Source organism: Nocardioides sp. JCM 18999, from assembly GCF_055391175.1.
This window is the reverse complement of the sequence record NZ_AP043887.1, coordinates 2,833,650-2,846,844: the sequence shown is the minus strand read 5'-3', so window position 1 is coordinate 2,846,844 and position 13,195 is coordinate 2,833,650. Positions and strand designations below refer to the sequence as shown.

Annotated in this window: 13 protein-coding genes; 7 read left to right on the top strand and 6 right to left on the bottom strand. The window is 71.0% G+C overall.

The window, feature by feature from the left end; translation table 11 throughout:
• The first annotated feature begins 19 nt into the window (after window positions 1–19).
• Complete coding sequence (locus tag ACZ5J1_RS14070) at window positions 20–781, top strand: hypothetical protein (RefSeq protein WP_464559829.1); 762 nt, start codon at window positions 20–22, stop codon at window positions 779–781.
• 13 nt (window positions 782–794) lie between these two features.
• Here ACZ5J1_RS14070 and ACZ5J1_RS14065 read toward each other — a convergent pair whose 3' ends face one another.
• Entirely contained in the window at window positions 795–1,652 is an 858-nt protein-coding gene (locus ACZ5J1_RS14065; protein ID WP_464559827.1) for a matrixin family metalloprotease, read from the bottom strand.
• Window positions 1,653–1,769: 117 nt separating this feature from the next.
• On the opposite strand from ACZ5J1_RS14065, the gene ACZ5J1_RS14060 reads away from it, so the two are divergent.
• The 4 genes from ACZ5J1_RS14060 (at window position 1,770) to ACZ5J1_RS14045 (ending at window position 4,623) form a co-directional block, all read left to right on the top strand.
• On the top strand, window positions 1,770–2,855 hold the full coding sequence (locus ACZ5J1_RS14060; protein ID WP_464559825.1) for a hypothetical protein: 1,086 nt from the start codon (window positions 1,770–1,772) through the stop codon (window positions 2,853–2,855).
• An 82-nt stretch (window positions 2,856–2,937) separates the two neighbouring features.
• Window positions 2,938–4,032 carry a hypothetical protein gene (locus ACZ5J1_RS14055; protein WP_464559823.1) on the top strand — a complete coding sequence of 365 codons (1,095 nt, stop codon included), beginning with the start codon at window positions 2,938–2,940 and terminating at the stop codon, window positions 4,030–4,032.
• Window positions 4,033–4,096: 64 nt separating this feature from the next.
• Window positions 4,097–4,357 carry a hypothetical protein gene (locus ACZ5J1_RS14050; RefSeq protein WP_464559821.1) on the top strand — a complete coding sequence of 87 codons (261 nt, stop codon included), beginning with the start codon at window positions 4,097–4,099 and terminating at the stop codon, window positions 4,355–4,357.
• The gene (locus tag ACZ5J1_RS14045) at window positions 4,348–4,623 is read left to right on the top strand and encodes a hypothetical protein (protein ID WP_464559819.1); all 276 of its coding nucleotides are present in this window, start codon (window positions 4,348–4,350) and stop codon (window positions 4,621–4,623) included. Before ACZ5J1_RS14050 ends, ACZ5J1_RS14045 begins: the two co-directional genes overlap by 10 nt.
• Here the strand turns inward: ACZ5J1_RS14045 and ACZ5J1_RS14040 are convergent.
• The 5 genes from ACZ5J1_RS14040 to glgA all read right to left on the bottom strand — a co-directional run bounded on the left by ACZ5J1_RS14040 (window position 4,613) and on the right by glgA (window position 11,233).
• Window positions 4,613–5,557, bottom strand: coding sequence for a DivIVA domain-containing protein (locus ACZ5J1_RS14040; RefSeq protein WP_464559817.1), 945 nt, complete (start codon window positions 5,555–5,557; stop codon window positions 4,613–4,615). The genes ACZ5J1_RS14045 and ACZ5J1_RS14040 overlap by 11 nt on opposite strands.
• Window positions 5,558–5,605: 48 nt before the next feature.
• Entirely contained in the window at window positions 5,606–7,030 is a 1,425-nt protein-coding gene (locus ACZ5J1_RS14035; RefSeq protein WP_464559815.1) for a coiled-coil domain-containing protein, read from the bottom strand.
• A 71-nt stretch (window positions 7,031–7,101) separates the two neighbouring features.
• Window positions 7,102–8,376, bottom strand: a complete 1,275-nt coding sequence (locus ACZ5J1_RS14030; RefSeq protein ID WP_464559814.1) for a DUF1501 domain-containing protein — start codon at window positions 8,374–8,376, stop codon at window positions 7,102–7,104.
• Window positions 8,377–8,424: 48 nt separating this feature from the next.
• A complete protein-coding gene (locus tag ACZ5J1_RS14025) occupies window positions 8,425–9,963 on the bottom strand; it encodes a DUF1800 domain-containing protein (RefSeq protein ID WP_464559812.1) in 1,539 nt (512 codons plus the stop codon).
• Between the two features lie 67 nt (window positions 9,964–10,030).
• Entirely contained in the window at window positions 10,031–11,233 is a 1,203-nt protein-coding gene (gene glgA / locus ACZ5J1_RS14020) for a glycogen synthase (RefSeq protein WP_464559810.1), read from the bottom strand.
• A gap of 22 nt (window positions 11,234–11,255) precedes the next feature.
• Here glgA and glgC point away from each other — a divergent pair, with 22 nt between their 5' ends.
• Both glgC and npdG read left to right on the top strand, forming a co-directional pair.
• Window positions 11,256–12,482: a glucose-1-phosphate adenylyltransferase gene (gene glgC / locus ACZ5J1_RS14015; protein WP_464559808.1), complete on the top strand. Its 1,227-nt coding sequence runs from the start codon at window positions 11,256–11,258 to the stop codon at window positions 12,480–12,482.
• Complete coding sequence (npdG, locus tag ACZ5J1_RS14010; RefSeq protein WP_464559806.1) at window positions 12,475–13,173, top strand: NADPH-dependent F420 reductase; 699 nt, start codon at window positions 12,475–12,477, stop codon at window positions 13,171–13,173. The genes glgC and npdG overlap by 8 nt, the downstream gene beginning before the upstream one ends.
• The last annotated feature ends 22 nt before the right edge of the window (window positions 13,174–13,195 follow it).

Below are 13,195 nucleotides of genomic sequence, written 5' to 3'. Positions count from 1 at the left end.
CCTGTGCCAGCATGCGCCCATGTCTCGGTGGCTCGCGGTCCTGGTCCTGCTCATCGTGGGGCTGACTCCCGGTGCGGCCGCCCCGGCATCGGCTGACGTCGCGCCGACCGGATGGCTGACGGCGCGCGATGGCGTCCTCTACATCGCTGACCCTTGCGCGGGACAGGTGTGTGAGGCGGGCCCGAAGGTGGCGTACTCCTTCGGGCTTTCAGCACCACTTCCCGAGGGCTGGCTCCTCAACGTCGTCCTCCGCGCACCCGACGGGAGGTTCGTCTCCTCGGAGGTGCCGCCCGGTTCGAGCGGGACGGATCGGACGCTCTTTGTCTCGACTGCTCGGCCCCACCAGGTTGGCGAGTACACCGTGACAGCCACGGTGAGCTGGTACGACGGCGCCCGGTGGCGCGAGCAGGAGATCGCCTCGGACCGGGCGATGATGCGTCGAGCGCACGCGATGCTGGACATGCAGGTCTACGACCGTGCCCATCCGCGCCACGTCGAGCGGACGCCTCATCGCGGCGAGCTGCTCACAGTCGTGATGCGGGCGCGTGGGGTCGGCCCGCACGGCGTCTACCCGATGCTCCTCCAGCCCCTCCTCCTGCAGCGCTGGCGCGACGGGCGGTGGCGTGGCATCCGGAAGGTGGTCAGGGTCTATGACAACAGTGGCCGGGCCGATGTCGGGATCCAGTACAACGGCCGCCGCACAAAGCTGCGGTTCGTGGCCCCGATGGATGGCTACGACCACCAGGTCTCGCCGGTCATCACGCTACGCCCGGGCCGCTGATCGCGTCGGGACCTCATCGACACTCGCCGGCACCCAGGCGCGCGAGTCCGGCCCGGTCACCGGCGGCGAACCGGGTCACGCCGACGTTCTCCTCGTACATCAGCTCGCGCGGGTCGTCGACGTGGTCGAGGCCGAGCACGTGCCCGAGCTCGTGCATCACGATCGCCTGCTGCTGGGCGGTGCGGCCGTCGGCACTCGCCCGGGCGAACCAGGCGGCGTCGAGCGCGACCGAACCGGTCACGTAGTCGGCCGGCTGCCCGTCCGAACCGACCGACAGACTGCCACCCAGGCCGACGGTGGCACCCTTGAGCCCGGGCACCTCCTCGGCGGTGTCGAAGGTGATCAGGACCGGGCGCTGACCGAGCCCACTCTGCCGTGACTCCCACTGCTCGGTGGTGGCGCCGTCATCGATGAAGCGGAGCCCGCTGGCCTCCTGGATCGCGGCGACCGCGGGGTCGAGGAAGCTGCGTGCGTCGGCCGGCCCGTTCTCGGGGTTGACCAGGTAGTGGATCGGCTCGCACGGGTCGTAGGTCACCGGTGTGCCGTCGGGGTGGGTCTGGGAGAAGGCGTACGGCTCGTCGGTCTGCGGTGCCGTGACCGCGGGCAGCACGCGCGATGCCCGGTTGATGCCGGTCAGCGACCGGAACGCCGTCCCGCCGGGGCCCGGCGCGATCGCCAGCAGGCCGATCACGACCGCGGCCAACGCGGTCCCGCCGACCAGCACGACCAGCACCTGCCGCGCCCGACCGGGCCGGCGCGGGGCGCGAGTCGGCGGCATCGTTCCCAGTCCGTAGCGCTCGTCGAGCCGGTCGAGCTCGCGCAAGCGCCGCTCGAGGTCGCGTCGCATCCGCCAACGGGTGAACCTCCCCACCTGCGGCAGCGTAGGGCGCCGGGGACCGACCCCGCACCCGCCAGGGGTTACCCAGCATTGGTGAACCGGCGGTCCGTCCGGTCGTGACGCCCCTCCAGCGGCTGGGTTCAATGAAGCATGGACCAGCGAACCCCGACCGCACTCGCCGCGACGGTGGTGCTGCTCGCCGGTCTCCTCGTCGCCCTCACCGGCAACGGCACGCCCTCCTCGGCGGCCACCTGCACCGCAGGGCTGAAGACCACCAGCCTCACCTCCCGGCCGACGGCCAAGGTCCGGGTCAAGGTCGTCAGGGCCCCCGCGGTCCGGCGCCCGGGCGCGTCCCGGTCAGCGCGCTGGCGCGCCTCGGCGACCGTCGCCGCCTCCTTCGGTACGGCGTCAGCGACCGTGGTCGACACGTTCTGCACGCACGACGTGGTCGGGCGGGCCCTGACCTGGCGCTACTCCGCCACGGCGAACGGCCGGTCCGCCGTCACGCGCTCCGCCACGGGCGCCACCAAGGCCCAGGCGAAGTCGCGGCTGGCCAAGCGGATCCCCGCAGCCAAGCGGTCGGTGGCACGCGCGGCGAAGAAGCACGGGGTCTCGCGGGCACGGACCGCGGCCACCCGGGCGGCTCAAGCGCGTGCCTCCGGAATCAGCCACGTCATCTACCTGACCGGCACCGACGACTCGAAGAGTGCCTCGACCACCCCGCGGGCCACGGCCTTGCGGCTGAGCCAGTCCGGCAGCCTCACCCGCCTGGTGATCCCCTCCGGCTACACCGGGGACCACACCTGCCTCACCCGGGCGCACCGCTGGCCCCGGTCCTTCCTCGTCGACGCCGGTTCGAAGTCGGACGGCGTCAGGTTCCCCGGGACACCGACGCTCACGTTCAGCAACCAGGGGGCGCTCAACGGCGTGGTCGCGGGCGGTGGCGAACCCGACGTGGAGGCGTTCTCGTGGACGCTGAACGGCGGCAAGGTGAGCCCGGTGCTGTCGTCGTGGCGGTGGGGGTGGAGCGCGGGTGCGGGCGGCGTCGCCGTCGGAGAAGGGTCCTTCAACCCGGCGAGCCAGAATCGTGAGCTGGTGTGCTTCAGAGCCACCCAGATGCCCGCGGGGACAGTGGCCATCGCCGGCCTCCGTGTCGGTGCTGGGCTGGCGGAGGACGGGACTCAGGATCCGGTCGTCCGGACGATGCTCGGCGCCCAGCGGGTCGCCATCGGCTGAGTCCGGGTCCCAAATGACACTCAGGGTCCCAAATTGTCGTAATGAATAGGTGGGACGGTCCCTGATCCGCTAAGAACTACCTGTGAATTCGCGTCAGCTCGCCGCCCTCGTCGCGGCCCCCGTCCTGATCTCCGGCATGACCGTCGGCATCACCGCTCTCGGCGCCGCGCCGGCCTCCGCTGCCTGTGCCTCCGGACTGAAGGTCTCCTCCGTCTCGACCAAGGCGAGCGCGAAGCCCCAGGTGAGCGTGGCGCCGACGTCCGTGCGCCGGAAGTCCGCGAAGAAGAAGGCTCCCTACGTCGCCTCCGCCGTGGTCAAGGCCTCCTACGGGACCGCGTCCGCCACCGTCACCGACACGCTCTGCACCGGTGACGACGCCGCGCGCGTGCTGACCTGGAACTACTCCGCGACGGGCGCCGGCACCTTCGCCAAGTCGGTCAGCGCGACCGCCCCGACGAAGGCCGCAGCGAAGAAGAAGCTGGCCAAGAGCGTCGCGTCGGCCAAGAAGTCGATCGCCACGACCGCAATGAAGAACGGCAAGACGGTCGCGGCGAGCAACGCATCGCGGGCCGCCATGGCCAAGGCTGCGGGCCTCAGCCACGTCGTCTACCTCACGGTCTCCGGTGAGGGGGAGTCCGTGAGCACCTCCAAGGTTCGCCCCGCAGGGGCCATGGGCGTCTCCCAGACTCCGGACGGCACCACCAAGCTCGCGATCCCGGCGGACTACTCGGACGAGACGATTCCTTGCCTGACCAAGGCGAGCACGTGGCCGACCGCTTCGTACCTGGTCGACTCCGGCGTCTCCGTTGACGGTGCCACGGTTCCTGGCACCCCTGCCGTGACCTTCAGCGACCAGGCCGCCCTCAATGACGCAGTGGCGTCGGAGCTGGAGCCGGAGGTCGATCTGTTGGCGATCGACCTTGCCGAGGGCGCCGTCGATAGCATGCACCAGGCCGCTTTCATCGGTTGGAGTGACAACGGTGACGGCGTCGCAGTCCGCGGAGGTGACATGGCCCCACCGGTGACCGAGCGGCTGACCTGCTTCCTCGCTTTTGATGTTCCCGAAGGAACCGTCTCCATCCACGGCCTGCGTGTCGCCTCGGCCTACCAGGTCTCGAGCGGCGCAGGTGGTGCCGTCATCAACCTGGTGAAGCCGGTCAAGGTCAAGATCGGCTGACCCAGCTCCACCCCGACGACGGCCGCCTGTGATCCCGCAGGCGGCCGTCGTTACCGTTGAGGCCATGCTCGAAGCGATCGGATACGTCGGCAGCGCCGGGGCGGCGACGATGTGGATGCCTCAGGTGGCGCGCGCCTGGCGCCACCGCCACGACAGTGACGTCCTCGGCGGGATCAGCTTCTCGGCGTACGGCGTCGCGATCGTGTTCAACGCGCTCCTGATCACCTACGGAGCCACCACCGACGCTGCACCGGTCGTCCTGGCCGGCTCCGTGAACCTGGCCTGCGCACTGGCGATCGTCGGGATCGGTCGTCGATGGGCCTGATCCTCGGTTGGCTGGTCGCCGTGCTCGACGTGGTCCAGTTCGTCCCGCAGGCGCGGCACACGCTCGAGCACCGCAACAACGACACCGCGATGCGGGGGATCAGCGTGTGGACGTGGACGATCGCCACCGTCCAGGGCGCTGCCTGGGTGATCTACGGATTGGGCACCCACCACTATTCCGTGGGGGTGCCCAATCTCGTGATCACACCGATCTGCGCGCTCATCCTGGCGCTGCGGATCAGGTCAGGTCGACGCGTTACTCGCTGAACGACTCCGGGGTCGCCACCGGGGTGGTGAGCGGAGCGGCCGGCAGACCGGTGTCGAGCGCCCCGGCCGGCTGGCCGGTCAGGGTGGCCAGCATCTGGCGGACGTTGGCCAGCTGGGCGTTGATCGAGTCGCGGCGCTGGGTCGCGGCGGCGACCTCGCGGTCCGAGTCCGACTTCACCCGAGCAGCGACGGCCTTGGCCTCGCTGACGATGCTGCCCGACTCCATCTCGGCGTTGTCGACGAGACGGCGAGCCTCCTGCTGGGCCTCCTTGCGGAGCGTGTCGGCCTCGGAGCGAGCGTCGTCGACCAGCTTGTTGGCGTGGTCGAGACGAGCGTTGGCCTCGGCGACGCTGGCCGCGAAGTCGGACTCGTGCTGGCGGCGGCGCTCGTTGAGGGTCGACTCGAAGTCGGCGGCGGCCTTGGCCGCGGTCGCCTTCTGCTCCTCGTAGACGGCCTGGGCCTCGTTCATCCGGGCGTCGGCGTCGCGACGGGCGGCGTCGAGGACCTCGTCGGCCTGGCGACGGGCGTCGGCGACGGTGCGCTTGTGCTCGGTGTCGGCGTCCTGCTTGAGGCCGGCGGCGTAGGCCTCGGCCTCGCTGCGGGTCGCGGCGGTGTGGGCCTCGAACTCGATCCGGGCACGCTCGAGCTCGGACGCGGCCTTCGAGCGCAGCTCGTCGGCCTCGTCGCGGGCCAGGCCGAGGATCTGGCCGACCCGGTCACCCAGGTGCTCGAAGGTCGCCGGGACCGGCTCGGCCGGTGCCACGATCGGGGCCGAGGGAGCGACCTTGGGCTGGGAGTTCAGCTGGACGGCGAGCTGGTCGCGCTGGGCGGCAAGCTCCTTGATCGCGCGCGCGAACTCGGCGAATCGCTGGTCAACCTCGGCCGGGTCGTAACCACGACGTACAAAGGTGAACTGCGACGTCTGGTCGGTCATCGCCGGTGTTCCTCTCATCGGGGGGTGCGGAGTTCAGTGTAGGGACGTTTAATCCGCGGGGTGGGCTGTTGTCGGAACCGCTAACGCCTGGATAACGCCCGAGAGCTGACCTAGTTCCGCAGTAATTGCGTCTCGGCGTTCCTGAAGTCGTCGAAGCTCGGCGTGGGTGTCCGCGACGGAGGCGTGAGCCTGGGCGATGATGGCGTCCGCCTCGGTCCGGGCAGCGGTCAGGTACTCCATCGCCTCGGCCCGGGTACGTCGTGCCGCGTCGGTCGCCTCACGCTGTCGGCGAGCGCCGTCCTCGACCGCCGTCTGGCGCAGCAGCGTCGCGCTCGCCTCGGCCTCCTCGATCCGGCGCTGGGCGCGGGCCTCGTGGCCGGCGGCGGCCGTCTCGGCCTCCTCCCGGATCTGGGAGGCGCGGTACTCGGCCGCCTCGACCAGTCCGTCGCTGTCGGCGTGGGCGGTGCGCAGGACCTGGGCCGCCTCCTCGCGCAGCGCCTGGCTCTCGGCATCGCTGGCGAGCCGGTCGGCGGCCAGCGCGGTCCGGGCCTCGAGGTCGGCTGCCTCGGCCTGCTCCCGTGCCTCGGCCAGGAACGCCTCGGCGGCGGCCTCGCCCTCCCGGGTGAGTCGGGCGCGTTCGTCCTCGGCGGTCTCCATCAGGTTCGACACCGCCGAGCGGGTCCACTCCATCTGCTCGGCCGCCTGGTCCATGTCACGACGGGCCTCGGCGTGCGCCTCGGCGAGGATCCGCTCGGACTCGGCGTGAGCCTGGGCGATGATCTCGGCGACGGTCGCCCGTGCCTCCTGCCGCTCGACCTCGGCCGCGGCGCGGATCTCGGCGGCGTTCCGTTCGGCCTCCATCTCGAGGGAGACCGAGTGGGCCTGCGCCTTCGCCATCAGCTCCTGCACGTGCGCGGCGGCCACGGTCGCGGTCTCGCGGGTCTGCTCCCGGGAGGCGTCCTCCTCGGCGATGGCGCGGATCCGGGCCTCGTCGATGATCTGGGCGGCGGCGTACTCGGCGGCCTTCGCGATCGCGGCGGCCTGCCCGCGGGCGGCGGTGACGACCTCCTCGGAGGCGCGGGCCTGGTCGGCGGCCTTGGTCCCGGCCTCGGCGACGATCCCAGCGGCCTGCTCCTCGGCCGCCAGGGTCAGCTGCTGTCCTTGAGCGACCGCATCGGCGATCACCTGACGGGCGTCCTCGGTGGCTCGGGTGAACTGCTCCTCGGCGCGCTCGACGATCCGTTGGGCGCTCTCCCGCTCCTGGTCGGCCAGCCGTCGGATCTGCTCGACCTCGAGCTCGCGGGCCCGCAGCGCCAGGGTGAGCTCGGCGGCCTCGGCCTGGGCAGCGGAGATGAGCTCCTCGGCCACCCGTTGGGCGCGCTGGAGCAGGGTTGCTGCGGTGTCGGGCCCGCGCGTGGGCGCGTCCGACGATTCGAGGGCCTCCTCAGGCACCGCGACACCCTCCTCCTGCATGGTCGGGACCGTGCGAGTCTAGAGGGCGAGAACCGTCCGTAGGTGTCGGAACGGTTTCGCGGACAGGGTGCCTAGGCCATGAAGCCGATCGACTCGGGTGCGAACTGCGGGAAGACCTTGGCCACCGACGCCGAGGTCCGTCGGCGCACCACCTCGGCGAGCACGCTGCGGTAGTCCAGGTTGACCGAGACGTCGGCGTCGAGCTGGTTGAGCAACGGGCTGACCTGGCCGTAGTAGCCGCCCTTCACCCCCGCGCCCAACGCCCACATCACGTTCCCCCAGCCGTGATCGGTGCCGCCGGATCCGTTCTCCTGGACCCTGCGGCCGAACTCGGACAGGACGACCATGGTGACCCGCGAGCGGGCGGCGCCGAGGTCGTTGAAGAACGCGGCCAGGGACTTGGCGAGGTCGCCGGCCATCGAGACCATCGGTCCCTTGCTGACGCTGCCGAGGTTGATGTGCATGTCCCAGTTCTCGTGGTCGACGCTGATCACCTGGGCGCCGACGTTGCCGCGGATCGTGCGGGCGACCGTCGCGAGGGCGTCACCCAGCGAGCTCTTCGGGTACAGGCCGGAGTGGTCGGCGGCACGACGCGCGCCGGCGAGGCCGGCGTTGCCGACCAGGGTGGTGCGCCAGGCCGCTCCCATCGCCCTCGGCTCGGCACCCCACACGGTCTGCAGGGCGCGCAGGCGGGGGTGGGCCGGGTCGCTCGGGTCCTCGCCGGCGATGCCGGTGTCGAGGTCGCTGACGGCCATGTAGGCCTGCGGACCCGCGAACGCCGGCGGTGGGGTCCGGCCGACCGCGATCCCCTGGAGCGGACTGGTCAGGGTGTCGGTGCCCAGCAGCCGGTTGAGCCACCCGACCCGCAACGCACTGCCGGGGGCGGCGTCCTCGAGGACCTCCATCGCGGCGAAGTGGCTGCGGTTGGCGATCGCCATCCCGGTGCCGTGGATCGCCGCGATCTGGCCCGCGTTCCACATCGGGAGCAGCGGAGCGAGCTGCGGGTGCAGTCCGTAGGTGTCGTCGGCGGCGAGCAGCGAGGCGCGTGGGATCGCGATCGTCGGACGTGCTTGGTAGTAGGTGGGGTCCGAGTGCGGCACCACCAGTGAGAGCCCGTCGGCGGCTCCTCGCAGGGAGACCACGACCAGGACGTTGGTGCCGAGCGAGGACGTCGCCGCTGCGGCCGGGGGAGAGAGCGTGACCGCGGTGCCGCCGAACATCAGGGTGGCTCCACCGATCGCCGCCATGCCGCCGAGCACGCCTCGGCGGCTGACCTGCGCGAACTCGGCACAGCCGCACGACTCCTCCTCGGAGCGTCGGGGTGCGGGAACAGCCATCTGGCTCATGGGGCGTCCTTGGTCTGGGTGGTCGGAGGGAGCACGGTCAGCAGCCGGTCAGCAGTAGTAGTGCGCCGGGGAGTCGAGCAGGGTGACGAGCAGGTCGGGGAAGCGCGGGCCGGGCCAGTCCCCGTTGCGCTTGATCACCGTCTTCGGCGTGAGGCCGGTGGTCGCGCAGCACGCCTTCAGCAGGGTCGAGGTGGACGGCCGGCCGAGCAGCGTCCGGGACAGGTGGTCCACCCAGAGCCGGAGGGTCAGCTTCTTGGCCGGCATGAAGCTGCGCGGGTCGCGGTAGGCGATGTCCTGGGCGGGGTACCAGCGGCCGGCGGCGGAGTAGTGCACGTCGGCCGAGACCAGGGCCCGCACCGGGGTCGCCCATGCCGCCGCGGTCTGCGGTGGCCCGTCCGGGGTGGGCCACCAGAACGGGGCGGCGCCGATCTTGTTGAGCTGCCAGAAGACCTGGTTGGCCGCCGCGCCCCAGTTCTGCGGGTGCTTGAACTGCGAGCCGATCGCGCGGTGGGTCGCGACCAGGTCAGCGGCCGGGTCGCGCAGCTTCGTGCCCGCACTGGCGGCGAAGTACGGCGACCGGATCAGGGCCCGCAGCACCGGCACGATCGCGGTGTCGTTGGCCAGGTAGACCGCGGCGAGCTGGTTCACCAGCGCCGCCGGCGGGGTGTCGCTGACGAAGGTGGTGGCCAGCTTCTGTGCGATCCGCTTGGCGGTCGCCGGGTGCCGGGCGAGGTAGTGCGCGAGGTCGGCGAGCACCTGCTCCCCGCCCTCGGTCGAGGCGTTGGCGTGGGTGAAGGGAGCCGGCCAGCCCTGACGTGTGGACATCACCGTCACCGGGCCGACCCAGTGGTTGGCGGGCTGGTAGGTCTGTCCCTTGCCGTTCGGGTTGGTGACGAAACCGGTCAGCACCCGGGCGGCGTTCTTGACGTCGTCCTCGGTGTAGTTGCCGACCCCGACGGTGTGCAGCTCCAGCAGCTCACGGCCGAGGTTCTCGTTCGGGTGCTCGGCGTTCGAGCCGCTGCCGCCCAGGTAGATCTGCATCGCCGGGTGGACCGTCGCGGCCAGCAGCAGGTCGGAGAACTTCCCCAGCGCCTTGCTCCGGATCATCCGGCCGTAGTCGGCGCGATACCGGAACTGGGCCTCGGGCCGGGCCGGGACGTGCAGGTGGCTCTCCCAGAACTCGGTGACCCGTTCCAGCACCTGGCGGGGGGAGACGACGCGGCGCACGATCAGCCAGCTCGGGTAGATCATCGAGAACCCGTCGGGGTCCAGGTTCCCCACGATGCTGCTCGACGGTGCTGCCGAGAGCTCGGGCCACCAGGTGGGCGCGACGTTCTGGCGGCCGTCGTAGGCCGAACGGACCTGGGCCTCGAACCAGGCGAGGCCCCCGCCGGCGGCCGCGACCTCGCGGGTCAGGGCAGGGGTGATGCCGTAGGAGAAGCGAGAGGCGATCGTGTGGTGCACGCCGGTGAGCACCGGGCTGGCCGCGTAGTGGCCCGGAAGGTAGCTGACCTTCTTCTTCTTGCGGGCCTTCTTCTTGTGGCCCTTCTTGCGCACCCGTGCGCGCGCGCTGATCGAATTCGCCATTGGTCTGTCCTTGACCCGCTTGAGGGGTGTCGTCCCTGACACCTGACACCCGGACAGTTCGGCGCCGCTACCACAAAGTTGAGTAAAGGTTCCTCGTTGTGGTGGCGATCGCATCCCAGCTGAAGTCGGCCACGGCACGCGCGCGACCGGCCTCGCCCTGCTGCCGGGCGCGGTCAGGGTCGGCGAGGGTCGCGGTCAGCGCCTCAGCGAAATCGGTGACGTAGCGTTCCGGATCCAACGGCGTCCCTGATCCGTCGTCAGACTGGTCGATCGGCACCAGTGCGCCGGTGACGCCGTCGACCACGACCTCGGGGATGCCGCCGGTCCGGGTCGCGACCACGGCGGTCCCGCAGGCCATCGCCTCGAGGTTGACGATGCCCAACGGTTCGTAGATCGACGGACAGGCGAAGACGGTCGCGTGGGTGAGCAGCGTGACCACGTCGGTGCGCGGCAGCATCGCGTCGATCCAGACCACGCCGTCCCGGGTGCGGGCGAGGTCGGCGACCAGCTCGCTCACCTCGGCGGCGATCTCGGGGGTGTCGGGGGCGCCCGCGCACAGCACCAGCTGCACCTCGGGCGGCAGCGCGGCCGCGGCACGGAGGAAGAGCGGGAGGCCCTTCTGTCGGGTGATCCGGCCGACGAAGATGACGCTGGGTCGGTCCGGGTCCAGGCCCAGCTCTCGGGCTCGGTCGGGGTTCGGTGTGGGCTGCCACAACGTCGCGTCGATCCCGTTGAGGATGGTGTGCACCTTGGCCGGATCCACTGCGGGATAGGCCCGGAGCACGTCGGCTCGCATCGCCTCACTGACGGCGATGATCGCGGAAGCGCCCTCGTAGGCGGTCCGCTCGGCCCAGCCGCTCAACGCGTAGCCGCCGCCGAGCTGCTCGGCCTTCCACGGACGCAGCGGTTCGAGCGAGTGCGCGGTGATGACGTGCGGGATCCCGTGCAGCAGGCCGGCGAGGTGGCCACCGAGGTTGGCGTACCAGGTGTGCGAGTGCACCAGGTCGGCGCCGACGGTGCGCTCGGCCATCAGCAGGTCGACCCCGAAGGACTGCAGGGACGGGTTGGTCCCAGCCAGCTCGGGGATCGGCGGGTACGACGTGGTGTCGGCCTCGGTGCGCGGGGCGCCGAACGCGTGCACGCCGTAGCTGTCGGGGCCGGCCCCGGTCGGGGGCAGCGAGCGCAGGGCGCGGACCAGCTCGGCCACGTGGACGCCGGCGCCACCGTAGATCTCCGGGGGGTACTCGCGAGTGAGGATGTCGGCGCGCACCCCTAGACAGTAGCGTGGGGACATGGTCGCGCCACTGCGCAAGAAAGTGCTCGCCATCGTGCTGGCCGGGGGCGAGGGCAAACGCCTCATGCCCCTGACCGCCGACCGAGCCAAACCCGCGGTGCCGTACGCCGGCATCTACCGCCTGATCGACTTCGCGTTGAGCAACGTGGTCAACTCCGGCTGCCTGCAGGTGGTGGTGCTGACCCAGTACAAGTCGCACTCCCTGGACCGGCACGTCACCCAGACCTGGCGGATGTCGACGATGCTCGGCAACTACGTGGCCTCGGTACCGGCGCAGCAGCGCGTGGGGAAGAACTGGTACCTCGGCTCGGCCGACGCGATCTACCAGAGCCTCAACCTGATCGGCGACGAGATGCCCGACCTGGTGATCGTGGTCGGTGCCGACCACGTCTACCGGATGGACTTCGCCCAGATGGTCGAGCAGCACCTCGAGGTCGGGGCGGCCTGCACCGTCGCTGCGATCCGGCAGCCGATCTCGCTGGCCCCGCAGTTCGGGGTGATCGAGGTCGAGCCGACCGATCCGCGCCGGATCAAGGAGTTCCGGGAGAAGCCGACCGATCCGGTCGGCCTGCCCGACAACCCGGACGAGGTGCTGGCCTCGATGGGCAACTACTGCTTCGACACCGACGCCCTGGTCGACGCCGTCACCCGGGACGCCTTCGACCGTTCCTCGGCGCACGACATGGGCGGCGACATCGTGCCCGCCTTCGTGGCCCGCGGAGAGGCGGCGGTCTACGACTACCGCGACAACGAGGTGCCCGGGGCCACCGAGCGGGACCGCGGCTACTGGCGCGACGTCGGGACGCTGCGCAGCTACTACGACGCCCAGATGGACGTGGTCTCCCCGCTGCCGGTGTTCAACCTCTACAACTACGACTGGCCGATCTTCACCTCGCACGGGCCCTACCCGCCGGCGAAGGTGGTCGAGTCGACCGTCGACGAGGTGCTGCTCTCACCGGGCGTCGTCGTCACCGGCGGATCGGTGGTCCGTTCGGTGCTCTCGCCCGGCGTCTTCGTCTCCGAGGGGGCCGACGTGGTGGGGTCGGTGCTGATGAACGACGTCAAGATCGGTCGCGGTGCGATCGTGCACAACGCGATCCTCGACAAGAACATCGTGATCCCGCCCGGTGCCCGGGTCGGCATCGACCCGGAGGAGGACGAGAAGCACGGGTTCGTGGTCGTCGACGGTCTGACGATCGCCGGCAAGGACCAGCCCTATGACTGAGTCCGGTGCTGTGCTGGGGCGCAGCGTCGCGATCCTGGGTGGCACCGGTCGGCTCGGGCGCTCCCTCGGCGGACGGCTGGCCCTCGCCGGGGTCCGGGTGATCCTCGGCAGCCGCGACCACGGCCGTGCGGCCGCGGCCGCCGGTGCGGTCGAGTCACGGTGGGGTGGTGCGGTGGTCGGCATGCTCAACGCCGACGCGGCCGAGGCCGCCGAGATCACGATCATCGCCGTGCCGTGGTCAGCGCACGCCGAGGTGCTGCGCGAGCTGCACGATGCGCTCAAGGGCAAGGTCGTCGTCGACGCGGTCAACCCGCTGGCCTTCGACCACCACGGCGCCTACCCGGTGCACGTGTGGGAGGGCAGCGCGGCGCAGCAGGCGGCGGCACTGCTGAGCGAGTCCATCGTGACCAGCGCCTTCCACACGGTCGCCGCCGACCTGCTCGACGACCCCGCCGCGGTCCTCGACTCCGACGTGCTCGTGATGAGCGACGATGCCGCCGCGGCGCGCCTCGTGCAGGACCTGGTCGACGTCGTGCCCGGCCTGCGCGGCGTCGCGGGCGGTGGACTGCGCAACAGCCAGCAGGTCGAGGCCCTGGTGGCGAACCTGATCGCGATCAACCGCTCGCACGAGGAGCGCACGGGGGAGTCGGTGCACGCCGGGATCCGGATCACCGGGCTCGACTCGCACTAGTCCAAACTAGAACCTGTTCTCA

Bases quoted from the DNA above. Each gene is read 5' to 3' on its own strand.
- glgC (WP_464559808.1), top strand. From the start codon at position 11,256: ATGGTCGCGCCACTGCGCAAGAAAGTGCTCGCCATCGTGCTGGCCGGG.
- ACZ5J1_RS14040 (WP_464559817.1), bottom strand. From the start codon at position 5,557: ATGACCGACCAGACGTCGCAGTTCACCTTTGTACGTCGTGGTTACGAC.
- ACZ5J1_RS14060 (WP_464559825.1), top strand. From the start codon at position 1,770: ATGGACCAGCGAACCCCGACCGCACTCGCCGCGACGGTGGTGCTGCTC.
- ACZ5J1_RS14070 (WP_464559829.1), top strand. From the start codon at position 20: ATGTCTCGGTGGCTCGCGGTCCTGGTCCTGCTCATCGTGGGGCTGACT.
- ACZ5J1_RS14045 (WP_464559819.1), top strand. From the start codon at position 4,348: ATGGGCCTGATCCTCGGTTGGCTGGTCGCCGTGCTCGACGTGGTCCAG.
- ACZ5J1_RS14025 (WP_464559812.1), bottom strand. From the start codon at position 9,963: ATGGCGAATTCGATCAGCGCGCGCGCACGGGTGCGCAAGAAGGGCCAC.
- ACZ5J1_RS14035 (WP_464559815.1), bottom strand. From the start codon at position 7,030: ATGCAGGAGGAGGGTGTCGCGGTGCCTGAGGAGGCCCTCGAATCGTCG.
- npdG (WP_464559806.1), top strand. From the start codon at position 12,475: ATGACTGAGTCCGGTGCTGTGCTGGGGCGCAGCGTCGCGATCCTGGGT.
- ACZ5J1_RS14050 (WP_464559821.1), top strand. From the start codon at position 4,097: ATGCTCGAAGCGATCGGATACGTCGGCAGCGCCGGGGCGGCGACGATG.
- ACZ5J1_RS14030 (WP_464559814.1), bottom strand. From the start codon at position 8,376: ATGAGCCAGATGGCTGTTCCCGCACCCCGACGCTCCGAGGAGGAGTCG.